Below are 23121 nucleotides of genomic sequence, written 5' to 3' on the forward strand. Positions count from 1 at the left end.
TCCTTTTTGGACTTAGATATAAAAATGAAGTGTTTTTAAATAGTTACGTGGGTATTATGTATCTTTGAATGGAATTATATACACAAACTACATTGAGAAATTAACTAATTATAAAAATTACTTATGATGCCAAACGGTTGTATTTTAATAAAGTAAACAAAATAGTTATTTGATAGAAAGAGAGAGTAGTATGATTTCTTTAGAAATTAAATATAAAAAGGCGATTATCTTCAAATCGCCTTTTGGGTAATGCAGTGTAATTTTATTCAGTTATTTGAAATATAGTTTCATTCGGTTTAGAAAATCCATACAGTTTCCTTGCAAATTTTAAAATTTCTTCTTCACTACTTGTTAAAGCTTTAACATCATTCTTAAGGGAATGGCCATCCTTCTTTACAGAAGATAATTTTTGTTGCTCCGTATTAAGCGTGATTTGTTTTTCTTTAATTACTTCTTGTTGGTTATTCAGAGAATATTGAAGGACAAAAATTATAGGTAATATAAAAGCCAAAATAGTTATAATACGGCGTCTTGTTTTTTTAATATTACCTTGTTGGGTATTAGGGTTCACTTGCTGTGAGGGTATATTAGGATTTGATTGGTGTGATGATACTTTTGGGATGTTTCTCATTAAAATGCCTCCATTACTGATTGTAGAATTTAAAACGCTTAAAAGTATTATAAATGTTTAATGGGAATTTTAGAAGATATTTTAATATAGTTGCATTTTGTAAAGTGTAAATAAAATCCTTATTTACATAAAAGAAACACCAATTGTCCGCGAGGCTCCTAAGGGTAATCTAAATTTCAAATTCAGCAGAATAAAAATTCAAGTTCCCTCATTTAGCGGCCTCTAATTGTTAGAGGCCTGCTTTTATAATGAATAAAGAAAAGAATGTTTATTAACGTTGAAAGCACATATATACTAATAATGCTACATGTTTGGAGTGTTTGAATTGAGGATTTATACAGTAGTATATGTGTTTGTTTTTTCCTTTCTATGTGTTTGCCTTGTACACTTTTAAGCTAGTGGACATACTTTACTAATAGAAAGGATTAGGGGGTGAGGTTTTGGGATCTCGATTTAACAATTGTAAAAAGAAGTGTACATGTAAACAGGATGATTGTTGGGAGATATTCGAAGAGTGTAAAAAGGAAAAGCATGAGAAATGTGATAATTCTTGTGTACAAGGAATTAGAGATGAGCTTAAGAAATTAATTAATCAAACAGTTCAAATTAACACAGAGGGACGTACTTATGTAGGTACGGTGTCGTCTGTAAGTTGTGATGTTGTTAAGCTTGCAGCTATTCCTGGATCAGTTGGAGTAATTATCTCCATTTGTAAAATTGAAGCAATTTTCCCTCCTGTTACAACGGTTACTGCTCAGTTTGATTTTAATGGTGTTGACGTAGCAAACAAAGCTTAATAATACTGTTTTTTGTAAAGTCATTCTTATGAATGGCTTTATTTTAATTTGCTATAAAAGGAGAATATATTCTTTATATAGAATTAAGTTTGAGGTTATAAATAATGATGTACGAAAGGAGAATGAGAGTGATTGGACTAGAGCACTTTAAAAGAAAGGATTTTAAGCAATTAATAAATTGGGTTAATTCCGAACAATTTTTAATACAGTGGTCAGGAAATGCATTTACATATCCTTTAAATGAACAGCAATTAGAGAAATATATAGAAAGTGCAAATACACTTGCTTTCAAAGTAATAGATGAAAAGACTAAAGAAGTAATCGGTCATATTTCACTTGGGCAAATAGACGATATAAATAAGTCTGCGAGAATTGGAAAAGTGTTAGTTGGTAATACGAAAATGAGAGGGCGTTCAATAGGAAGACATATGATGAAAGCAGTACTTCATATTGCGTTTGAAGAATTAAAACTACATAGAGTAACTCTTGGCGTGTATGATTTTAATACGTCGGCCATTTCATGTTATGAAAAAATAGGATTTGTAAAAGAAGGGTTATTAAGAGATTCAAAAAAAGTAGGAGAAACGTATTGGAATTTATGGGAAATGAGTATGTTAGAATATGAATGGAACAATAAAAAACAATAGTTTATTATAATTTTATTATGTCAACTAAAAGGGGTTTGGTGGGAATCATGGTTAAAAAAGCTAAAGTAATTTCAATTGCAGCTGTTTCAGGGGGCGGTAAAACTACCATTACAGAAAGTTTAGCTCATGAGTTGAAAAACTCAAAGGCTCTATATTTTGATAGTTATAAATTTGATAACTGTCCTGTTGATATTTGTAAATGGATTGATGATGGAGCTAATTACGATGAATGGGTACTTACACCGCTAATGAATGATATTCAGCGTTCTATACAAGATAGTAGTTTAGATTATATTATTGTAGATTATCCTTTTGCATACTTAAATAGAGAAGTGAGACAATTCATTGATGTAACTATATTTATTGACACACCTTTAGATATTGCGATGGCTAGAAGAATTTTGAGAGATTTTAAAGAAGATACAATGAGTGAAATACATAATAATTTGAAACATTACATGACACATGCGAGAAAAGCTTATTTAGAGGCAATTCATACTGTTAAGCCGAATTCGGATATTGTATTGGATGGATCTTTATCTATAAGTGAAATAATTGATCAAATAATAGAGGAACTTAATCGAAGAGAAGTGATTGTGAATGGTTAAATGTATAAAATAATATGTACAAGTTGATAGCTTTAAAATATATACAAAAATATTTCAAGGAGAAAAGCAGCAGCCTGTTATTATAATGGAAGCAGGTTATGGTGATTATTCAAAGGCATGGGATCGTATTGCGGAAGGGCTGACGGAATATGGGACGGTACTTACATATGATAGAGCTGGGTTGGGAAAAAGTGGGAAGAGTTCCAAGCGGCGTATTAGTTCTGAAATGGTAAAAGAATTAAGAGCTTGCTTAAAACAATTACAACTTAAGCCACCCTATATTTTTGTAGGACATTCCTTTGGGGGGATAAATGTACGTTTATTTACGGCTTTTTATCCTGAAGATACAATGGGATTAGTTTTAGTCGATTCGACACCAGAAAATTATAAAGAAGATTTTTTGCCAATAATGTCTTCTGAATTTCAAGAAGCTTACTACAAACAATTTGTATATGAAGGTTCATATGAAGAGTTTATGTTTAGTCTAGGTGAAGCAGATCGACATTGTAAGTCAATGAGAGATATTCCACTTGTCGTGTTAGCTGCTGGAAAAAAAGCTTTTTATTCAGCAGATGCACAACTGAAATGGTTGCAATTGCAAGAAGAATTATTACAATTATCAACCAATAATAAATTTATAATTGCAGAAAATAGTGGTCACTATATTCAAAAAGATGAACCACATTATGTAATAGATGCTGTTAAGTGGATCCTTGGGGTAGGGGAGAGATAAATGTGTACACTTTACCCCGCATTAACGGGCAGTAAGACTCCCACCTCAAAATTTGGCTGGAGCAAAGAAGTTAGGCGGGAGATCAACGGCCCGTAAATGCCCGATTGGTTCAACTAATAATCATTGGGGATGAATACCCCCAATGATTAAAGTTTCACTTTATTTCAATATAATTGGCAAGTAAGAGATGATTGGTTTAAGTGGTGTGAACAGCTTACAGAGGAGGAATTGCTTCGCAAACGTGTTGGAGGTGTTGGGAGTATTTTAGAAACACTTTTCCATATTGTAGATGTTGAGTATAGCTGGATTAGTGCGCTTCAAGAAAAAGAGGATAACGAACCACAGTTTAAAGATTATCAATCAATCAAAAAAGTGAAAGCATTATCTGATTTATATAGACGAGAATTAGATAACTTTTTGCGGTTATGGTCTGGCGACTTCGAATCAAAAATATTGAAAGCTTCATGGACAGATAAAACATATAAATACGGTGAAGTTTTAAGGCATGTAATTGTACATGAAATTCATCATATAGGTCAGCTATCAATATGGGCAAGAGAGTTAAATCTTCAGCCCGTTTCAGCGAATTTAATTGGAAGGGGATTATAGATTTAGAAACCGACTTGCTACATGCAAGTCGGCTTTTTATATAAAAGAGAACTTTTAGTTAAAATCCTCTGATTTTTTCTGACGTATATGTAAAAACATTAAAATGGTAATGATGAAAAAGATCATCATCGTTTGTATGATTAAATTTTTAAACTGTAGCAATATTGCCCAAGATGTAAGAGCATCTTTAAAAGCTTGGAGTGCAGAGTACGAGGAAGGTTCAAAACCGTACTGAAGTAATTTTTTTGTTTCAATAAAAGTAGTGTTTTCTTCATCGGATTCTAATATTACTGAAATAAGCCTAGTATCTCCTAGTTTTGCAGTACCGACAAAACTATTATTACCATTAGTTGAAAAACTAGTTTGCAAGCCATCAACACCTTGGAGTTTAATGTTTTCATTAAGGGAATAAATCATTTTATTTGTGTTGAAAACTTGAAAATCTTTGAAGGTAAATTGGTAAGAGGTTAGTTTCGTAATATTCAGTACATAAGGGAAATTCTTTACTAATTGTGTTGCTAGTTTAGCGGCGTCTTTCGCTGTTGTATTCGATTGCTTATTTGTATCTTGATTAACTCCAGTAGAGTTTAGAAAAGGAGATGGCTGTGATAAATGTAGTTGTTTTGCTTTTTCATTCATTAACATTGTAAAGTTAGCTTCATTTCCAGCAATGTGTTCTGCTAGTTCAAGTGCAGAACGATTATTTCCGGTTAAAAGCAATGTATTTAGTAAATCACGAACGGTTGTTTTATCATTCGATGTTACATGTATAGGACTCGTTTCGGTTTGAAAAACGTCGTTACTTATTTGTACAGATTCATCTAATTGTATTTTGCCATCATGAAGTTGTTCCATTACAATATACTCAGTCATTAATTTAGATAAAGTGGCCGACTGAATGGGAGTACTTTCATTTTTTTTATAAACAATCTCACCTGAATTAGCATCTATTAAAATAGCTGATTTAGCTTGAATAATTGGACCATTTACATAAAGATAAAAATATAAAACGATAAGTGCAGTAATAATAAAAGATAATAATAAAATTGTAAATTTTTTAAAGAATTGCATAAGCGATCCCCCTACTATGACATCAATAATAATATTGTAAAAAGGAATGCTTAATTAGGAAGAAAGAAAAGGTAAAGAATTTCTAAAGAATTATAAAAAATTATTAAATTTTGGATATTGATGGAAAATAAAAGGTTCAATTTCTTTTTATATTAGAAATTGAACCTAAAATTATGGTGTATTAACTTTTATATGGTAGTAGTTTTACAGTGAAAGTTGTTTTCTTGTCATCACTATATACTTCAATCGTTCCTTTATGCAGTTCGACAATACTTTTTGCAATTGCTAATCCGAGTCCTGATCCACCAGTGTTTGTTGAACGTGATTTTTCAACACGATAAAAACGTTCAAAGATATGAGGTAAATCTGTACTAGGAATAGGTTGTCCGTAATTTGTTATATCAATTGTAATCATATTATTGCTTTCATAAGCGGTAAGGTCAATATAACCACCTTCGTTTCCATAAGCGATAGCGTTTATAATAAGATTTTCAAATACGCGCACTAATTTATCTCCATCAGCTGATACCATGAGTTTTTGAGAGGGGAAAGAAGGGCGGCATTCAATATTAGCTTCTTGAACTTGTATTCGGAATTGAACAGTTAATTGCCCAAGTAGCTCTACAATATCAATGGGAGCAGAATATAAACTTAACTCTTTATTTTGAACACGGGTGTATTCAAACAAGTCATTCATTAATGCGTTTAGACGTGTTACTTTACCATAAATGACTTGTATGTAATGACGTAATTCCACTTCATCTCTATAATTATCATGATGGATTAAATTCACGTATCCAACTATAGATGTTAGGGGAGTACGTAAATCATGTGATACATTTGTAATCAGTTCGCTTTTTGCTTGTTCTGCCTGTCTTTCTTCATCAATTGACTCTTTTAATTGTTCAACAATTTGATTGACCCCAGTCGCTAACTCTTCTAAATAATTATGATTTACGATGGAAACTTTATGATTGAAGTTTCCATTTGCAATATAACGAATCTCTTCTATCATTTTTTTAATACAAGTTTCATAGTAAAGCTTTCTCTCGTGACGATAAAAAATGTATAGATAGGATGAAAAAATAGAAAATAAAAATAAATAAGAAACAATCATCATCCATAAAGATTCCTTAATCCCTTTATACTTTTCATAACCAAAAATCCGAATGAATTCTTTACCGAGTTCGGTTAGAGTAAGTGAACTCTCAATTACACTCGTAATGAGGCGATATATAATTAATTCAGTAATAGGTGTAAGAGTGATAGCTAATAAAAACCAAAAAATTATCTTCCATTTTGGGATATCTTTTAAAATATCAAATGCTTCATTTCTCAATTTTATAGCCTACTCCCCAAACAGTATGAATAAATTTTTCTCCATTCATTACTGTTTCAAGTTTATCCCGTAAATTACTAATATGAACCATTACAGTTTTATTTGAACCATAACCATCTTCATTCCAAACACGTTCAAATATTTCTTCGGAACTAAATACTCTTCCTGTATTGCTCGCTAGTAAATATAAAATATCAAATTCAATAGATGTAAGCTTAATATATTCATTATTTACTTTAACAGTATGATTATGCTTATGGATTTCAACTGTTCGAATACGAATGATACCATCGTCTTTCTTTTGAGTAGCAGTGTTTTGGAAAGAGGATCTTCTCAGCAAAGCTTTCACTCTAGCGACCAATTCTAGTGGATTAAACGGTTTAATCATATAATCATCTGCACCTGTCATAAGCCCTAATATTTTGTCCATATCTTCAGCCTTTGCACTCAGCATAAGTATAGGTACAGTATTATTTTCACGCACTTCCTGACAAACTTCTAATCCATTTCGCTTTGGCATCATAATATCCAAAATCATAAGGTCAACTTCATATACAGATATCATTTGTATTGCTTCATCACCGTCATAAGCTTTAAAAATGTTATATCCTTCATTTCGCAAATAAACAGCGAGTAACTCTACAATATCTTTATCATCATCAATAATTAATATGCTTTTATTCATTATTTAGTTAGTTCCTTTCCTTACAATTAATCAACATTACTATAATAACAAACATTTATGTACTTTGTAGCAATGATTTTACATAAAATTTCATGTAACGTATTAAAAAGGAATTAAACCATTCATAACGAATTAAAATAGAAGAGTTATTTGAATTTCCTATTATATTGAAGGAGTGTAATAAGGAGGAGATTAACGTGTTATATAATGAAATATGTTCATTTACTCCAACTGGGAAAATAGAACATGATATAAAAGAGTTTCTATTAAAATACAATAAAGAATTTACATATAAACATTCAATTCGTGTGGCAAATGAAGCGCGAAGAATAGCGATAATGTTTCATGAAAATGAAGAAAAAGCAGAAATTGCAGGGTATTTACATGATATAAGTGCAATCTTTCCTAACGAGGAACGGATTAAAGTTGCTGAAGCATTTGGAATCGAAATATTACAAGAAGAACGGAAATTTCCAATGATTATTCATCAAAAACTATCGAGAGTAATCGCAAAAGAGATATTTAAAGTGGAAGATGAAGAGATTTTAGGTGCAATTTGTTGCCATACTACACTGCGTAAACATGCAACGAATTTGGATTTAGTGTTATTTGTTGCAGATAAAATAGAATGGGATCAAATTGGGACACCATCATACTTAGTAGGCATAAAAAATGGATTAGAAAAATCTTTAGAACATGCTGCTTTTGTATATATTTCATATTTGTGGGAAAGAAAAGATACATTAAAAGTCATACATCCGTGGCTAGAAGAAGCATATTGGCATTTAAAAGAAATTGTAGAGTAGAAAGGGTATAAAAATGCAGTTTAAAGAATATATGAATCAAACATTTCCAAGAGTTACGTTAGTACCGTACATATACTTTCAGTGGGAAACTCATCTACATTTTGATTTTGGAAAAGATAAATACCAAGATGTAGAAGGAACCGACGATTTAAACATGGAATACTTCTCTCAACTATATACATGTAATAAATACGTATTTGAAGATATATTTTCAAAAGAAGATACCGTCTTTTTAGTCACAAATGTTTATCGATTTAAACAGGAAAATATAAAAAATCCGCAGAAAATAAATGTATATAATAGATTTATTAAAAAGAGGGATTTAAAGTTTCATATAAGACAAGAAACATTACCTTTTCTATTTGAAGATGAAGAAGCCGACTTATATTGTACATCTCAATTTTCTTTAAAATGTCTTGCGGAAGATATTAAATATGAACCGCTTATTGAAGCTGCTAATCATGAAGACTTCCCAGACCTACGTCCACGCCTAGGACGAAAAAAAGAAATTTCATATCCAGATGTATTTTTTATAAATGTAACAAAGGATATTATCATGTTTATTTATGATGATAGAGGATGTGAAGTAATCGCGAAGAATAAAGAAATGATACGGGGTTTATATGAGAAGTACAAAGAGTGGATTCCAGATTATGAACGAGAGAGTATAGATGATTTGTTTAAATGATAATAGGGGAAGTGAAGTGTGTAATGAAACGTATTGCAATTGTATCTGCATGGGAACCAGAGCTTACGTATTTGCATCAACATTATCCAAGTGAACGTGTTGAAAAAAGAGCAGCTTGGGAATTCTATTTTCATACTATTAACGAATTGGAAGTTATTTCAGTTATTACTGGTGTTGGTAAAGTAAGTTGTGCTAGTTGTGTACAATTGTTAATTAGTGAGTTTCAACCAGATGAGTTATTTATGACAGGGATATGCGGAAGTCTATCAAATAAGGTGAAAAATGGCCATATTGTAGTGGCACTTAACACAATCCAGCACGATGTTACTGCTGCTGGCTCAGGGGAAGATGTTTTTAATTTATACGACGGTAGAACAGCACCTATTGAAACAACAAGATCACTAGTAAGAAGAATAAAGAAAATAAGGTCTTTTGATCCTGTTCATTTCGGTACGTTCTTATCTGGAGATCAGCGTGTTCGTAGTTCAGAAATGAGATATTTACTGCATACTGTATACGGTGCTTTAGCGGTTGATCAAGAAGTGGCAGCGTTCGCTTATGTGTGCCATATAAATAAAAAACCTTTTTTATGTTTAAAAGCCGCTTCGGATCAAGCGAATGATAAAACGAAAGAAGAACAAAAAATTTTTAAAATGTTAGCATGTGAACGAGCATGTGAGCATTTAATTATTTTTTTACGTGTTTATGAGATTACTGTAGTAAATAATAGATAGTTAGAGGGTTTTAATATTGGAAACTACAAATAAAATAGCAATTCTTGGTGCGAATGGTAAAGCTGGAAAATTCATCGTAAATCATGCGTTAGAAAAGGGATATCAAGCAAAAATATTAACGAGAACTTCTAAAAATATGCCGATAACTAATGAAAATATAGAGACTATCATTGGGGATGCCCGTGATTTTTCTACAATACAAGAATTACTTAAAGGTTGTAGGGCTGTAATTAATGCGGTGGGACAACCGAAAAATGAACCTTATATTTTTAGCACAGTTACGAAGCATATTTTAAAAGTAATGAAAGAATATGAAATAAAACGTTATATTCTTATTTCTGGAGGCTCCTTAAATGTAGAAGGAGATCAGAAGGGAATTGTAAATAAAATAGGGGCTACTTTGTTTCAATTATTTCTTCCGAAGATGATGAGGGATAAATATAAAGAATTGGAAATTATACAAGTAGTGATGTAGATTGGACAATTGTTAGATTACCATTTGTTATAGAGGGAAATGACATTGAAAATATAAAAGAGAGTTTAGTAGATATGCCAGGAATGAAAATTCAAAATGGAGATATTGCACCGTTTGTTTTAAAACAAATAAATAGTAAGACATATGTAGGGAAATGTCCATTTATTTCAAATTAAGAGGTGAAATAACATTGATTACGTATTATGGAGAGCTTTGTACAAAAATATATGAAAATGATAAATCAATTGCTGTTGGAAAAGAATTAGATTTCTATCTTTCGTTTGCAAAAGACAAAAACATGGCAGTGTTAGAACCGATGTGTGGAAATGGTAGAATGTTAATTCCTTTTATGCAAAATGGTGTGAATATAGAAGGATTTGATATTTCGAAAGATATGCTTAAAGTTTGTAAAGATAAAGCAGAAAAATTAAACTTAAAACCGGTTGTATCACAAGTAAGAATAGAAGAATACCATAGTGATAGAAAATACGATCTTATAATGATTCCTATTGGATCATTCTCTCTTTTACCAAATAATTTAGTAGATATTAGTCTTCAAAATATGAAAAATGGCTTAAAAGAAAATGGAAAATTACTTCTTACTATTGTACAAGGTGGAAGTGAAACAGAACAAATTCTAGATTGGATAGAGACAAATAGAAAAGAAATTAACAATGAATTAATTGTTGAGTATAGAAAAGTGTCCTATGATGAGGCACAAAAACTTTTAAATATTAAACTAAAATATGAAGTTATTCATGATGAGAAAATAGCAGAAACTGAGATTATGGATTTTCCTATAAGACTATATGATTTAAAAGAATTTGAAAATATACTTATTTCTAATGGATTTAGTCAAATTGTTGTTCATGAAATAAAGGATGGATATGGTGAAGGGAATTCATTTCATGTGTTTGAATGTAGTATATAACAAGTCATAGCAGAGGAGTATACTTATATGATTCAATACAAAAAATGTAGTGAACTAAGTATAGATTTAGTGTATGAAGCTTTTAAGGATGGATTTTCAGATTACATTATTAAAATGGAAGTTTCAAAAGAAGATTTTATAAAAAGGTTTTTTGGGCCAGAAGGCAATTCGTTAGAACACTCCTTTCTTGCTTTAGATGGTGATAAATCTGTTGGTGTAATACTTGGTGGTATAAAAGTTTATGAAAGTATAAAAACAATGCGCTGCGGAACGTTAGCTATCCATCCTAATTATCGCGGTGCTGGTATTAGTCAAAAGTTGTTTGAACTGCATAAAGAAGAGGCGATTCAAAATGGATGCAAACAACTTTTTCTTGAAGTAATTGTAGGTAATGGCCGAGCGATTCATTTTTATAATAAACTTGGTTATGAAAAAGTATATGAACTTTCTTATTATAATTTAAATGATTTTACTAAAATAATTAATAAGGATTTTAAAGGTATTGAAGTAAAACAAATAGAATTTCAACCATTTAAATTTGAAATTCAGAAATGGCTTAACTTCCATATTAATTGGCAAAATGATATGGATTATATCGAAAAAACAAATAATACATTTTACGGTGCATATGTTGATAATGATTTAAAAGGCTCTATATGTGTAAATGAACAAGGTAAAATTAGTTTTATTTTCGTAGACAAAGACTATAGAAATATTGGTATTGCGACGCGATTATTACAAGTAGCAAGTGAAGAATTAAAGTTATCAAGTTTATCAATTGGGTTTCCAAACAACAATTTACTGGAAGGGTTTTTAAAGAAATCTGGATTTGAAAAGAATTCTTTAGCACAATATGAAATGTATTTATTGCTATAAAAAGCGGAAGGAATTATTCTTTTCGCTTTTTATTTTTGTATTATGAGTGTAAAATGTTTCTCACCTATTATCTGTAAAGAATCTGTGAATAATCTCCCTACATACTATATGTGGAGGTCTTTTTATTAGAAGGCAATTTATAAAGTGACATTAAAATAAAGAAATATTACATATTGAATTGAAAACGAGGAAGAAGGTTAGAAATTATAAAACTGTTCCAGAAAGCAGAAAATAGTAATATAAAAAAATTTTTTCAAATAAAAAGGCAGTTGTTTCCGCAACCACCTTTCAGTAAAATAAATCACTTTTCCAGAAATAAATTATGGATGATTCTAAAAAAATCTATAGGATATAATCCTATTTTTATAATCCAAGTGACGAGCTTAATTTATAAAAAAGGAATGACTATATTATATGGAAATTTGTTTATAATGGTTACAAAGAAAAGAGCAGCTAGCAAAAGTTAACTGCTTCATTCAAGGAACATGATTAAGAAATGGGATGCTTGCAGTATGAATTGAATATTAAGATGTATCCAGAGGAGAGGGATTATATAAATTAAATTATGATAGTCGATATTCTCCAAATTGACCAGAAAAAAATAAACATTCTAATGAAATTCCAAGTGTTCTTTTCTTAGGTTTTTGAAAATCTTTTATTAGATAACCCACAGCACTAATTGCTATAAGTATGAAAAGAATGGGTTCTAATGTTTCTGGCATTATATCTACTCCTAATTACATATTCAATTTATTATATAAATACTAAAGGTTTTTTTGAGTTTTAAACCTTTTAAGTTATCTTTTTAAATATCACTTTCAGGATGAAATTTTACTTTGTATAATATTCTTATATTATGTAGAATAGATAATACGGGAGGGAATTAAATGCATAATGGATTAAAGTTTAAGATTATTGAATTACAATCTTTCATACAAAAGACTTATTCTGATATTAAAACAGCATGTGATATTGCTATTTATCAAGAAAACACTTCGAAATATTTAATTTCATTAGGATTTTTAAATCAATCATATATGACCTATATAGAAGCAAAAAGATTTTATCGTGAAAATGAAGAACTTGTAAGTGTAGAATTTGATAATTTCTTTGATGCGTATGATAAATTAGAACACGAATTAAAGCAAGTTATTTCAAGAGAAGATAAGAATCCTTCATTGCTACATAGCAGACTTGATCAATTTCAACAGAAAATTGAAAATATAAATGACCTAATAAAAGTATTGGAAAATGCTCGTTAATGAATACTTTTTTCTTTGTCATATAAAAATAATACATTATAAATATTTTAGAGATAATACGTATTACGAATCTATTGTAAGAAGGTGACTTTTGTTAATTACAGAAGTCACCTTCTTACAATGAAATTTAAATCTTTATATTTAAAATATTTCGTTATGTTCTTCTCTTTTATACGACTTCATTTATTAATACAAATTAAAAGTAGAAAGAATAGAAAATTGAAACCGGATAGGGTTTATTTGGTACGAAAATCTATAATGAGATACTTTGTTGAAAGTGAGGTAATACTCCTATGACAATTCTGATAGTTGATTGACCACAATTTCTAAAAATCGCTCTACCTTTTCTTTTGATGTATCCGGTGTATGATAACCAATCGTAAATGTAAGTCTTCCATTATAAGAGCTTGCTACCATTGTAAAGAATGGTGTATACATAATAGGTGATGTCATATACCCGTCTTCAGCTTGAGCTTTACTAAACTTAATAGGTTTATCTGCTATTGATCTGAAATTTGTAAGTAATGGCAACGCTATTTCCATTTGTAAAGCCTGTTCGTATTGCTGTTTATACATTTCCTTAACCTTAGATAGTTTTATATTTGCCAGTAACTCCATTCCTGCGGTGCGAGGTTCTGCATACATAGTGAAATGCGATAAGGATCGGAAGTATGCAGTTATGATTGCATCATTCAAGGTAGCCTGTTGTGCTTTTGTCCATTGGATTAGGCGTAGAGTTTGCTCATGGCTTAACCGCCGTATGGACATTTTTGGGTAAGTATTTTTGTTCGGTTGAGAAGGAAAAGACCATAATGCTGCCTGTTGTTTTTGACTAGGACGATATGCACTTTTTACGTCGGGTATTCCAGCGTATTTAAAAACAAGTGATTGATCGCGAAAACCTTCATTCCCCGTACCAAACTCCTTTATAATTTGATCCTTGGACTGTCCTAGAGAAAATTGAGTATAAATTGCTCCCAGCAAATTAATATATTCCTTGACTCCTGCACCATCTGAACAAAGATGAGATAATTTCACGACTAACATATTTGTTGTAGTACCTTGTAATAATTTTGTTTGAACCATAGGTCCCTGAATAAGATCTCCAGATTCCTTAATAAAATCTATTGCCATCATTTCAAGTTCTTGATCATTTCCTTCTGCAAAAAAACAAATCGGTGAGTTAGTACTAGATGAATATTCCTCCCAGTAAGGAATATCACTTTCTACAAAATGGCTGTTCAAAACGGGCTGTAATTGTAACGTTATCCTTACTGATTGTTCAAGTATTTTCTTTGATATACCTATAGGGAAATAAAGAACGGCATTAATTTGTTGATTTGCAGAATAAAGACCTAGTATATAATTCATTCGATCTTGAGGTGTTACTGGATATTTTCTTTTTTTCACAATTTTGTCCTCCTTTTAAGACTATTTTTAGTTATAATCCCGTTTCTCATATGGTTGAAATTTTTTTTAGTATGTCACTTTTGAAAGCATCTTTTTCGTACTGGTCCATGTTGTTATTGGCATTAATATTACCTATCATTTTTGTTTTGTAAATTAAAATAAATAAATAAATTTACGATTTGTTTGATTATACACAAACATTATATGTTAACGTCTGTTTTATAATCGACAAAAAACAATTGAATCATTTTTATCTTTTTCCGAAATTATCTCCCACCTATTTACTGACACTATCAGATCATCACATAAATTGAGGGGGAGCCTTCTGTCATAAAATATACACGTTCTAACTTCCAATCTTACAAAATTGTAAGATTAGAAATTAGATAGTTAGATAGAAGTCATTAACTTATTAAAAAATCTCATCTATAATCCAGATATAAATTATTTGTTAAAGGAGTATTCTAATGAAAAGAATTATAAGTTATGCGGTAGTTATTGCTATTTTTATAGGAATAGGATTAGGAGTAAAACGTTATGTGCAAGGTCCAGGACAACCAGTCGATGGGATTCTAGTTAGTGGTACTGCAGCTGATGTAGAAAAAGTCAAACAAGAATTTAAAGATGATACTAAACAATCGATAGACTATAAAGTAAAGTATGTCACAACAATAAGAAAGACCCAATTATCAGAAGAAGATAAGAAACAAAATGATACAAATGAAGAATTTGAAATCAATACTACAGAATATGCAGTTATTAATAGTTCTACCGCGGTAAAATTATTTAATAAGGGACTTCTAAGAGCTAGAAAAGATCCAAATTCAGCGTCTCTTATTTCTGAGATGGTGAAAGATAAAAATAAAGTATCTAGTGACCATAATCTATTATTTTCTTATGCGGGTAATAATTCTACGGGTGATAATCCTATGGTCGATAATTTTGAAAATAACCAGTTGAATTTGAACGGTAAGATGGTACCTGCTCAGTATGTTAAACAGCAAATTTGGATTGGGTATGACGCAATGGACCTTGTTATCCTAAAAGACCAAGACTATAATGCAATTTCTGAATCAGAGTCAATAATGAAATTAATTCAATTTAAAAAACGTGATTTTGATTATAAAAACAAACAAGAAGTAGATAAAGTTTTACAAGAGATTGATAAGGTCTCATCGAATAATCAGCATAAAATAAACTTTGTAGAGGTACAAGACTAACTTAAAATGATAAGAAGGTGATATAAATGGAAATCGTAAGAATAGAAAATGTAGTTAAAAGTTATGGTGAAGGAAATAGTAGGGTAGATGCTTTGAAGGGCATAAATCTTTCTATACAGCAAGGGGAATTTGTTTCAATCGTAGGAGCTTCTGGCTCAGGTAAAAGTACATTACTGCATATTTTAGGAGGGTTGGACTGCCCAAGCTCAGGAAGTGTGTTTATTGGAGAGAATAATATTTATGATTATACAGATAATGAACTTTCGATATTTAGAAGAAGAAAAGTTGGGTTTATATTTCAGTTCTTCAATTTAATTCCTGTATTGAACGTGCAGGAGAATATAGCTTTACCTACTTTACTGGATAATGAACCTGTAGATAATCCTTATATGGACGAAATTATTGAAATTCTGGGACTTCATGAAAGAAAAAATCATTTACCATCTGAATTATCAGGAGGTCAGCAACAACGGGTTTCGATTGGGAGAGCACTTATAAATCGCCCACATTTGATTTTAGCTGATGAGCCTACAGGAAATCTGGATACTCAAAATACAAAAGAAGTCATGGATTTATTAAGATTGACAGCAAAGAAATATAATCAAACTATTGTATTGATTACCCACGATTTAAATATTGCATCAACTTCTGACCGTATTATTACAATTGAAGATGGCCAAATCATTTCCGATCAGTGGCTAGCTACGAATAAGCCTAAGACGGGAGGAAATTAATTTTGATTGGTCATTATAAACAATTAAGCAGGAGATACTTAAAGGGGAATATGAAACGAACAATTTTCACTTTGATCGGAATTATACTCTCTGTATCTTTAATTTCTACAATCGGCCTATTTATGAACGGCACTCAGATTTCTCAAATCGAGAATACGAAAAAGAATCAAGGATATTCTTTTCATGCTGTTGTATTAAATTACGATGAATCGATATTGAAAAAAATTAAATATAACCCGCAAATTGAATCATTTGGTTTAATGTCACAGGGAGAAACAGTCCAAGTCGGAGAGGCTGCTGTACAAATGAATTTTGCTGATGATAACGCCTTGGAATTTTTAAAATACAGCATTATTAAGGGGAGAGTGCCATCTAATGATCGAGAAGTTGCTGTGGATCCCTGGGTATTACCTTTTATAAAAGAAAATATCCAAATAGGTGATTCATTTGTATTAAATGGAAAAAAATACAAACTGGTTGGTTTTCTAAGTGATAGTGCATATACACAGGAAAATAAAGTGGGACGGGTACTAATCTATCAGCGTGAGTTTAGCGCTGGAGAAGGAAAAATATTAGTCGGAATTAACCCAAAAGCAAACTTTAATGAGGTTTTAGAGGGAATTAAGACCATTTCCGGAGAGAATAATATTAATATAAGCGAAAAATTAATTCAACTAGAGAAACCAGGTTACAATGATTCAATTATGGCTACGCTAATTATTACAATCAGCATTGTTGTGATAGCGACAGTTGTTGTGATTTACAACGCTTTTCAAATCAGTGTCGTGGAACGAACGAGGCAGTTTGGTTTGTTGAGAAGCATTGGTGCAACACGAAAGCAAATTAGACAAATTGTGCTGAGAGAAGCTACTTTTCTGGCTGCTATCGCTATACCCATTGGAATTATATGCAGCCTAATAGGGCTTGCCTCTCTTCAGTTTATTTTTTCACTTTTAATGGAAAATAGTAAAGAGGTCTCGATATTCCATGTTGATTGGAAGATTTTATTAATCAGTTCGATTATTACCTTCCTTTCTATAATAGCGTCAAGTTTGTACCCAGCTTATTTTGCAGGCAAAATCTCCCCATTATTAGCAATCAGCAGCAGGTTGTCAATTAAAAAGGAACAAATCAAAAAGCAAAAGAATTCCATGTTGAAAAAACCTTTATCTTTTCCTTTGAGCATGGCTATGAAAAATGTGAAGCGAAATAAAAATCGCTATACCATTACAATCTTATCGATTATTATAAGTAGTGTGTTATTTATTACGTTCTCTTATTTAATGAATGTTGCATTTGCATCTAAGTCTTTCAATGAATTATCTGTTAAATCGGATATTACAATTAAGATAGAAGATAAGAATCCAGATCATTTAGCTGAAATTACACAAGTTTTGAATCAGTTAAAATCACTTGGAAATATATCTAATGCATACGAAAAGAAGGGCAATAAAATTGAAACTAAATTAAAGGATGTAACTCAATCTACCGCGACAGTTTTGGAAATAAAAAATACGATTGGAAAAAATCATACCATTACAATCGTAAATAATTATCAAGAAAGTAAAACAAAAAAAGAAGAAAAACTTACTTTACAAGTGCTTGCATATGGTTTTATCACAGTCATTTCTTTAATTAGTAGTGTTAATATATTTAATACTATAACTATAAGCATTATGACTAGACGAAAAGAACTGGCCGCGTTGAAATCCATTGGTATGTCACAAAAGGATTTGAAAAAAATGATTACCTATGAAGCTCTGATTTACGGTTTTTCTGGAAGTTTACAAGGAATCTTTTTTGGTTGTATATTGTCTTATATTATATATTTAGCTATATCTGATATGTTGAAAATGGCATGGACGATTCCCTATGAAGCTTGTATTATTACGTTTGTTTCAGCTTTAATAATTAGTTATTTATCAGTCTTAAATCCATTGAAAAAAATTCAACAAGATAATATCATTGATACTATCAGAGAAGAGTAATATTATAGGCCTGGCTAGATTATAGTCAGGCTATTCTGATTGGAGAATAAGCTAGGGGAAGAAAAAGGAGAGGACATACTTGAATAAAAAAATATTACTAGTCGAAGATGATGAAGCTCTTGGTCTAGCCATCGAATTTTCATTGAGGAATGAAGGTTATGAGGTGATTAGAGCGTCCAGTGTAAAAGAAGCTAAACACCAGTTTGTTCACAATACATTTGATTTGTCCATCCTTGATATCGGCCTACCAGATGGTAATGGTTATGACTTATGTTTGTATTTTAAAAAGCAAAACGAGAATTCGATTATTATTTTCTTAACTGCACTAGATGAAGAAGCAAATGTGGTAATGGGGCTGGATATAGGCGGTGATGATTATATAACCAAACCTTTTCGGGTTAGGGAACTCATGGCCAGAGTGAAAGTACAATTGCGTAAACAAGCGTCGCTAGAAACACCATCTCAAATTTTAAAATCTGAGAATATAAGAATTGATACGAACCTAGTCAAGGTTTATAAAAATTGTGAAAGTATTACATTGACGAATTTAGAATACAAACTGCTATTGAATTTCATGAAGAATTCTCACAAAGCATTAAAAAGAGATGAACTCCTACAACAAATAACAGAAGGAGATAATGTTTTTTTTGATGAAAACACGTTATCTGTATACATAAAGCGTTTAAGAGCTAAAGTTGAAGACAATCCTCAAAAACCACAGTTTATCGTTACCGAAAGAGGATATGGTTATCGTTGGAGCAAGGACGTGATTGGGTGAGCAAGATAATGAAAAATACCGAGTTAAAAAGCTATATGACGATACTGGCCGTCCTTTTATCTATATTTGTGATTTACCAATTTATTATTCAACAATTATTTTATGATCATTTGAAAAGAGACTCTATTGCAACATGGGGGGAAATTACAGCTAGGTTGGTAGAGCAGAATCCAGAAAATGAAGCGGAAATTATGAAAGTCTTATCAAGTCATTCGTCTCACTCAAGTGAATATCAGGAAAAAGGGACAGAGATCCTAAAGCAGTATGGATTATATGAAGACTTGGAATCAAAATTTTTTCCTCATTTAAATAATCTAATTATTAATCACAATCAATTTATGATTTGGGGATTGATTGCTTTTGGATTTTTACTTTTTGTAGCAAACTACATGCAACAAAAAATTATTTTCAATAAGATTAGCCAGCTTACTAGAGCTGCAAAAAAGATAATCGAGGGAGATTACTCGGTTGTCATCAATGAAAATAAAGAAGGGGATTTCGCGAAACTGGCGATTTCATTTCGTTCAATGAGGGATATCATTAGAAAAAATATGCATGATTTGCTTGAAGAGAAGCGGTTTTTAGGAGAAATGTTGCAGGATATATCTCATCAGTTAAAAACGCCGCTTTCAACTATTTCTATCTATAATGAAATGTTGTTAAATGAGAAACTATCCCGAGAGCAACAAGCTCAATTACTACAAAATAATGATACTCAGATTTCTAGAATGAATGTCTTAATTCAGAATTTGTTAAAAGTAGCAAAAATTGATGCAAAAGCGATTTCGTTTGATAAAGAGCCAGGGAATTTAGTAGATACGACTGAGGAAGTACTAAATCGCTTGCAAAGCATGATAAGTGATAAAAATATTTTGATTGATTGGAATGCACCAAGAGAAATAGTCGTTATTCACGACAAATTATGGATGCAGGAAGCTTTGTTAAACCTGTTGAAGAATGCAATCGAACATTCTAAACCCGGTGGTAAAATAATGATTCAGGCCAAAAATTCTCCAATCTATACAGAACTAGTAATCCAAGACTTTGGAGAGGGAATTTCAGCTGAAGAATTACCTCATATTTTTGAACGATTCTATAAATCAAGTAGTTCTAAAAAGCACGGATCGACCGGAATTGGATTGGCACTTGTCAAAGCTATTATAGAGGCACATCACGCCTTAATTACAGTTGAAAGTGAAAAAAATGCTTATACAAAATTTACAATTATTTTTATGAAATTTTAAATTAGAATTATGGCCAAAATCTATTTAATAAAAGCTATGAGGTGAGAATCCAAAATGCGTTTATCGTATCATAAATGAATTCAGCCTCGCTTTTTTTTGACCGATATGTGAAACAAATAGCCAATGGTTCTGCGCTTGAAAAATTGGCCTTCAAATACCCAGAAGTGAAATTTAAAGTAAATTAAAGAAAAAGTCTTTTAATATACTTGCAAAAAATTGGGTGTATATTTTAGGCATAAAGAAAGATTGATATAAAGGAGTTTTTTATGTTTAATAGATTGCAGTATTTTCTTTTATCTGAGAAAAAAATAGTTGAAACTGTGAAAAATTACAAAGAGCAAAAAATGCACTTTTCTATAAGAAAAAAAATTTTGGGGGATTTAATCTTATTAAGAACTTTTATATTTTTAATGTCTGCTCCAATATTAACTTTTATTTTTTCAGTTATAATTTATGGAGCCGTTTTCTTTTTATCAGGTATTAAAATTGTTGTTTGGGGTATCGCTATAATGTTATTTGTCCCAATAACATTACTTTTTTATATGAATATAACTAATACTTCAATTATTATTACTGATGTGGTTAAGAAATTTTTATTAACTATAAAATATTTAAATCCATTTTACTCAATATTAAATAAGCCTTGGCTATTTATTTTTGAATTATTATTTGTTTTTTTATATGTCATTGTGCTATCTTTGTTTTCTGTTTGGATAGTATTACATTCATTAGAAATAGATTTCTCTGAATTTAGTGCGGAGGACAGTCGAAGTTTCCAATTTTCAATTATTATTTTGCATACAGCAACTTATTTGTTTATAAGAGTTCATGGGCAACCTTGCAAGACAACTAATCAAAAAATTAAAAAGCTGAAAATGAAATTTTATTTATGGTTTTGTTCTATGATTGCAAGTATAGTATATATATTTGAATCACTCTTTAATCATATGAATGGAGTACAAGCAATTTATTTTATTTTTGTTTTAATGATTGCTTTAGAAAGAACCGTGACACATTACAAGGAATTTATGGATTTTTTAGAATCTGAAAGTTTATATGAAAAACATCTTTAGAGAAACAAGTCTTTTGAACTACAAAAGTCATACATACTAAGTATTAAACGCGTATTAATTAATTCAATCACTAGTGTAACAATATGTATATTTCAAAAACCACCAAGGCTTGTAAGTCTTCGTGTTTTTTGAAAACTTAAGTTCTTAATATATATAGTGTAGTTGTTATGGGGGCATTTGGCTTCCGCAACATTTTCCTCTTGGATGATCATGCTACTCTGTATAAAGAAATATATTACATATAAAACACGTTACTATTCTCATTAAAATGAAAGAATAGTAACGTGTTTTTCACTTCAAGAATAGTTTGAATCCTAATGTTGATGGATGTTTCACCTTATATGACAACATGAGATTTTCGGTATTTACCAGGTGTTTCGTTGGTGAATTTTTTAAAAATTTTAGTGAAGTAGCTTTGATCAGTAAAATTGAGTGAAGCACAGATGTCAGATAAGGAATAGGTTGTGAAAGTTAATAATTTTTTTGCTTCTTCGATTCGTTCACGTTGAATATATTCACTTAATGAAATGCCAACTTCTTTTTTAAATAATATAGATAAATAATCCGAATTCACGTTTGAAAATGTAGCAAGTTGTTTAACAGATATTGGATTGTAAATATTTTTGGAAATATAGTTTTTGCAAATAGCAATAGTCTGTGAATGCTGCTGTGTTTTTTGTGCCTTTACACGGTCTGCAAAAGTACAGAAAACATTTTTTAATAAATGCCAAACAGATTCTTTGTCTTTTAAATTTTCTGTTCTTTGGATGTGTAGATCATAAATCTTGTAAGCAATCCCGGATGGAAGCCCTCCTTTTATCGCATATCTAGTAGCGAGTGTAATGGATGAAATACAAATGTTTTTATGTCGTCTTAATTGATGGAATGAAGATAAGGATGAAAGAGTCTCTTGTTGAAATACATAATAATATTTGAGTACTGTTTCTTTATCCCCGTTTTCTATAGCCCCAAGTAGTTGTTGCTCTAAATACAAATTATTATAGATAGATTCATTTTTTTGCATTGAAATATATACATCATCGTTTAAGATACTGCTAGGACTTACATGAAATGAGTCACTGTTATTTGAAAAGGTACTTACATCTGAAATTTTTTTATAAAGAATGTTATGGAACAAAATCGCCATATTTACAAAGAAATATTGATCTTTGAGTGACAATGAAAAGTAATAGTCTCTTGTTTTTTTATAATTCGGCATAAAATTAAAGCTGCTATCCGTTTCGTTTTTAGAAAAGCTTACATCTGTTACAGGTCCAATAATAACAGTGCCGTTCACCATATAATCGCTCTTTATGTGAATTAAAATGAAGTGCCCTAGATGTTGGTGAGTCCTGAAGATGGGAGAATTATATGAATCATTTTTCTGATAAAGCATATGTAACTGTTCTATCTTTGATGTATACAACAAAAGTGAATCATTTTTTGATGTAAAAGCTAAAAGAATATTTTTGTTGCAATCTAAAAAACAAACTGGAACTTCAAAAGATTGGAAAAACATATTGCAAATGTACTCTATCTCAACTAGACTGAGCTTTTTAGTCATATTCTTCCTCCTTACAGTTGTGCGTAATAGTTGAATAAACACATATTCCTTTTTTCATAAGTAGAAACGGAAAAACTTTATCAATAAAAAATATAAATAAAAATTATAAACTTCTAAGAATAATACCATAATTTAACATGAATAGCACATATTATTTGAATATACAGGTAGTTGTTTTGAGGAGTAGCATAAAATATGAATCATCACACTTATTTGCT

Annotated in this window: 23 protein-coding genes and 3 pseudogenes; 19 read left to right on the forward strand and 7 right to left on the reverse strand. The window is 30.7% G+C overall.

Annotated features, from left to right (window positions below; genetic code table 11):
- Positions 1-262 precede the first annotated feature (262 nt).
- Positions 263-631 carry an FtsB family cell division protein gene (locus tag KPL75_RS26460; RefSeq protein WP_219918555.1) on the reverse strand — a complete coding sequence of 123 codons (369 nt, stop codon included), beginning with the start codon at positions 629-631 and terminating at the stop codon, positions 263-265.
- 440 nt (positions 632-1071) lie between these two features.
- Here KPL75_RS26460 and KPL75_RS26465 point away from each other — a divergent pair, with 440 nt between their 5' ends.
- The 5 genes and pseudogenes from KPL75_RS26465 to KPL75_RS26485 all read left to right on the forward strand — a co-directional run.
- Positions 1072-1428, forward strand: coding sequence for a hypothetical protein (locus KPL75_RS26465; RefSeq protein ID WP_219918556.1), 357 nt, complete (start codon positions 1072-1074; stop codon positions 1426-1428).
- Positions 1429-1532: 104 nt separating this feature from the next.
- Complete coding sequence (locus KPL75_RS26470; RefSeq protein WP_219918558.1) at positions 1533-2075, forward strand: GNAT family N-acetyltransferase; 543 nt, start codon at positions 1533-1535, stop codon at positions 2073-2075.
- Between the two features lie 47 nt (positions 2076-2122).
- A complete protein-coding gene (locus KPL75_RS26475) occupies positions 2123-2683 on the forward strand; it encodes a nucleoside/nucleotide kinase family protein (RefSeq protein ID WP_219918561.1) in 561 nt (186 codons plus the stop codon).
- Between the two features lie 37 nt (positions 2684-2720).
- Positions 2721-3416, forward strand: coding sequence for an alpha/beta fold hydrolase (locus KPL75_RS26480; RefSeq protein ID WP_219921172.1), 696 nt, complete (start codon positions 2721-2723; stop codon positions 3414-3416).
- 153 nt (positions 3417-3569) lie between these two features.
- A pseudogene (locus tag KPL75_RS26485) lies at positions 3570-4025 on the forward strand (DinB family protein); the annotation flags it as partial.
- A 54-nt stretch (positions 4026-4079) separates the two neighbouring features.
- Here the strand turns inward: KPL75_RS26485 and KPL75_RS26490 are convergent.
- From KPL75_RS26490 to KPL75_RS26500, 3 genes are all read right to left on the reverse strand, one after another.
- Positions 4080-5096 (reverse strand): D-alanyl-D-alanine carboxypeptidase family protein, encoded by a 1017-nt coding sequence (locus KPL75_RS26490; protein WP_219918563.1) that lies wholly within the window; start codon positions 5094-5096, stop codon positions 4080-4082.
- Positions 5097-5277: 181 nt separating this feature from the next.
- Positions 5278-6435 carry a sensor histidine kinase gene (locus KPL75_RS26495; RefSeq protein WP_219918565.1) on the reverse strand — a complete coding sequence of 386 codons (1158 nt, stop codon included), beginning with the start codon at positions 6433-6435 and terminating at the stop codon, positions 5278-5280.
- Positions 6425-7120: a response regulator transcription factor gene (locus KPL75_RS26500; protein ID WP_219918568.1), complete on the reverse strand. Its 696-nt coding sequence runs from the start codon at positions 7118-7120 to the stop codon at positions 6425-6427. Before KPL75_RS26500 ends, KPL75_RS26495 begins: the two co-directional genes overlap by 11 nt.
- 197 nt (positions 7121-7317) lie before the next feature.
- On the opposite strand from KPL75_RS26500, the gene yqeK reads away from it, so the two are divergent.
- From yqeK to KPL75_RS26530, 6 genes and pseudogenes are all read left to right on the forward strand, one after another.
- The gene (gene yqeK / locus KPL75_RS26505; RefSeq protein ID WP_219918570.1) at positions 7318-7926 is read left to right on the forward strand and encodes a bis(5'-nucleosyl)-tetraphosphatase (symmetrical) YqeK; all 609 of its coding nucleotides are present in this window, start codon (positions 7318-7320) and stop codon (positions 7924-7926) included.
- A 13-nt stretch (positions 7927-7939) separates the two neighbouring features.
- The gene (locus tag KPL75_RS26510) at positions 7940-8614 is read left to right on the forward strand and encodes a DUF3885 domain-containing protein (RefSeq protein WP_219918571.1); all 675 of its coding nucleotides are present in this window, start codon (positions 7940-7942) and stop codon (positions 8612-8614) included.
- Positions 8611-9348: a 5'-methylthioadenosine/S-adenosylhomocysteine nucleosidase gene (gene mtnN / locus KPL75_RS26515; protein ID WP_219918573.1), complete on the forward strand. Its 738-nt coding sequence runs from the start codon at positions 8611-8613 to the stop codon at positions 9346-9348. The genes KPL75_RS26510 and mtnN overlap by 4 nt, the downstream gene beginning before the upstream one ends.
- 16 nt (positions 9349-9364) lie before the next feature.
- Positions 9365-9999, forward strand: a pseudogene (locus tag KPL75_RS26520) (SDR family oxidoreductase).
- A 14-nt stretch (positions 10000-10013) separates the two neighbouring features.
- A complete protein-coding gene (locus tag KPL75_RS26525; protein WP_219918575.1) occupies positions 10014-10754 on the forward strand; it encodes a class I SAM-dependent methyltransferase in 741 nt (246 codons plus the stop codon).
- A 27-nt stretch (positions 10755-10781) separates the two neighbouring features.
- On the forward strand, positions 10782-11630 hold the full coding sequence (locus KPL75_RS26530) for a GNAT family N-acetyltransferase (RefSeq protein ID WP_219918577.1): 849 nt from the start codon (positions 10782-10784) through the stop codon (positions 11628-11630).
- Positions 11631-12193: 563 nt separating this feature from the next.
- Here KPL75_RS26530 and KPL75_RS26535 read toward each other — a convergent pair.
- Positions 12194-12352 (reverse strand): hypothetical protein, encoded by a 159-nt coding sequence (locus tag KPL75_RS26535; protein WP_219918578.1) that lies wholly within the window; start codon positions 12350-12352, stop codon positions 12194-12196.
- 165 nt (positions 12353-12517) lie between these two features.
- Between KPL75_RS26535 and KPL75_RS26540 the strand changes: the two genes are divergently transcribed.
- Positions 12518-12892 carry a hypothetical protein gene (locus KPL75_RS26540; RefSeq protein WP_219918580.1) on the forward strand — a complete coding sequence of 125 codons (375 nt, stop codon included), beginning with the start codon at positions 12518-12520 and terminating at the stop codon, positions 12890-12892.
- Positions 12893-13183: 291 nt separating this feature from the next.
- Here the strand turns inward: KPL75_RS26540 and KPL75_RS26545 are convergent, their stop codons facing one another.
- Positions 13184-14263, reverse strand: coding sequence for a condensation protein (locus tag KPL75_RS26545; protein WP_375141040.1), 1080 nt, complete (start codon positions 14261-14263; stop codon positions 13184-13186).
- Between the two features lie 506 nt (positions 14264-14769).
- Here KPL75_RS26545 and KPL75_RS26550 point away from each other — a divergent pair.
- From KPL75_RS26550 to KPL75_RS26575, 7 genes and pseudogenes are all read left to right on the forward strand, one after another.
- Complete coding sequence (locus tag KPL75_RS26550) at positions 14770-15522, forward strand: lipoprotein BA_5634 family protein (protein ID WP_219918583.1); 753 nt, start codon at positions 14770-14772, stop codon at positions 15520-15522.
- A gap of 26 nt (positions 15523-15548) precedes the next feature.
- Entirely contained in the window at positions 15549-16256 is a 708-nt protein-coding gene (locus KPL75_RS26555; protein ID WP_219918585.1) for an ABC transporter ATP-binding protein, read from the forward strand.
- A 2-nt stretch (positions 16257-16258) separates the two neighbouring features.
- Positions 16259-18244 carry an ABC transporter permease gene (locus KPL75_RS26560; protein WP_219918586.1) on the forward strand — a complete coding sequence of 662 codons (1986 nt, stop codon included), beginning with the start codon at positions 16259-16261 and terminating at the stop codon, positions 18242-18244.
- 79 nt (positions 18245-18323) lie between these two features.
- A complete protein-coding gene (locus KPL75_RS26565) occupies positions 18324-19022 on the forward strand; it encodes a response regulator transcription factor (protein ID WP_088096857.1) in 699 nt (232 codons plus the stop codon).
- Between the two features lie 8 nt (positions 19023-19030).
- Positions 19031-20266, forward strand: coding sequence for a HAMP domain-containing sensor histidine kinase (locus KPL75_RS26570; RefSeq protein ID WP_219921173.1), 1236 nt, complete (start codon positions 19031-19033; stop codon positions 20264-20266).
- Between the two features lie 40 nt (positions 20267-20306).
- Positions 20307-20451 (forward strand): annotated as a pseudogene (locus KPL75_RS27605) (carboxylic ester hydrolase); the annotation flags it as partial.
- 81 nt (positions 20452-20532) lie between these two features.
- Positions 20533-21339, forward strand: a complete 807-nt coding sequence (locus KPL75_RS26575; RefSeq protein WP_219918587.1) for a hypothetical protein — start codon at positions 20533-20535, stop codon at positions 21337-21339.
- 337 nt (positions 21340-21676) lie between these two features.
- Here the strand turns inward: KPL75_RS26575 and KPL75_RS26580 are convergent, their stop codons facing one another.
- Positions 21677-22903, reverse strand: coding sequence for an AraC family transcriptional regulator (locus tag KPL75_RS26580; protein WP_219918589.1), 1227 nt, complete (start codon positions 22901-22903; stop codon positions 21677-21679).
- Positions 22904-23121: the final 218 nt, after the last annotated feature.

This window comes from Bacillus sp. NP247 (genome assembly GCF_018966865.1).
Taxonomy (GTDB): domain Bacteria; phylum Bacillota; class Bacilli; order Bacillales; family Bacillaceae_G; genus Bacillus_A.

Coding starts and splice junctions, on each gene's coding strand:
- KPL75_RS26550 (WP_219918583.1), top strand. CDS start 14,770: ATGAAAAGAATTATAAGTTATGCGGTAGTTATTGCTATTTTTATAGGA.
- KPL75_RS26555 (WP_219918585.1), top strand. CDS start 15,549: ATGGAAATCGTAAGAATAGAAAATGTAGTTAAAAGTTATGGTGAAGGA.
- KPL75_RS26500 (WP_219918568.1), bottom strand. CDS start 7,120: ATGAATAAAAGCATATTAATTATTGATGATGATAAAGATATTGTAGAG.
- KPL75_RS26470 (WP_219918558.1), top strand. CDS start 1,533: ATGATGTACGAAAGGAGAATGAGAGTGATTGGACTAGAGCACTTTAAA.
- KPL75_RS26510 (WP_219918571.1), top strand. CDS start 7,940: ATGCAGTTTAAAGAATATATGAATCAAACATTTCCAAGAGTTACGTTA.
- KPL75_RS26475 (WP_219918561.1), top strand. CDS start 2,123: ATGGTTAAAAAAGCTAAAGTAATTTCAATTGCAGCTGTTTCAGGGGGC.
- KPL75_RS26570 (WP_219921173.1), top strand. CDS start 19,031: ATGAAAAATACCGAGTTAAAAAGCTATATGACGATACTGGCCGTCCTT.
- mtnN (WP_219918573.1), top strand. CDS start 8,611: ATGATAATAGGGGAAGTGAAGTGTGTAATGAAACGTATTGCAATTGTA.
- KPL75_RS26535 (WP_219918578.1), bottom strand. CDS start 12,352: ATGCCAGAAACATTAGAACCCATTCTTTTCATACTTATAGCAATTAGT.
- KPL75_RS26545 (WP_375141040.1), bottom strand. CDS start 14,263: ATGAATTATATACTAGGTCTTTATTCTGCAAATCAACAAATTAATGCC.
- KPL75_RS26580 (WP_219918589.1), bottom strand. CDS start 22,903: ATGACTAAAAAGCTCAGTCTAGTTGAGATAGAGTACATTTGCAATATG.
- KPL75_RS26575 (WP_219918587.1), top strand. CDS start 20,533: ATGTTTAATAGATTGCAGTATTTTCTTTTATCTGAGAAAAAAATAGTT.
- KPL75_RS26460 (WP_219918555.1), bottom strand. CDS start 631: ATGAGAAACATCCCAAAAGTATCATCACACCAATCAAATCCTAATATA.
- KPL75_RS26540 (WP_219918580.1), top strand. CDS start 12,518: ATGCATAATGGATTAAAGTTTAAGATTATTGAATTACAATCTTTCATA.
- KPL75_RS26530 (WP_219918577.1), top strand. CDS start 10,782: ATGATTCAATACAAAAAATGTAGTGAACTAAGTATAGATTTAGTGTAT.
- KPL75_RS26490 (WP_219918563.1), bottom strand. CDS start 5,096: ATGCAATTCTTTAAAAAATTTACAATTTTATTATTATCTTTTATTATT.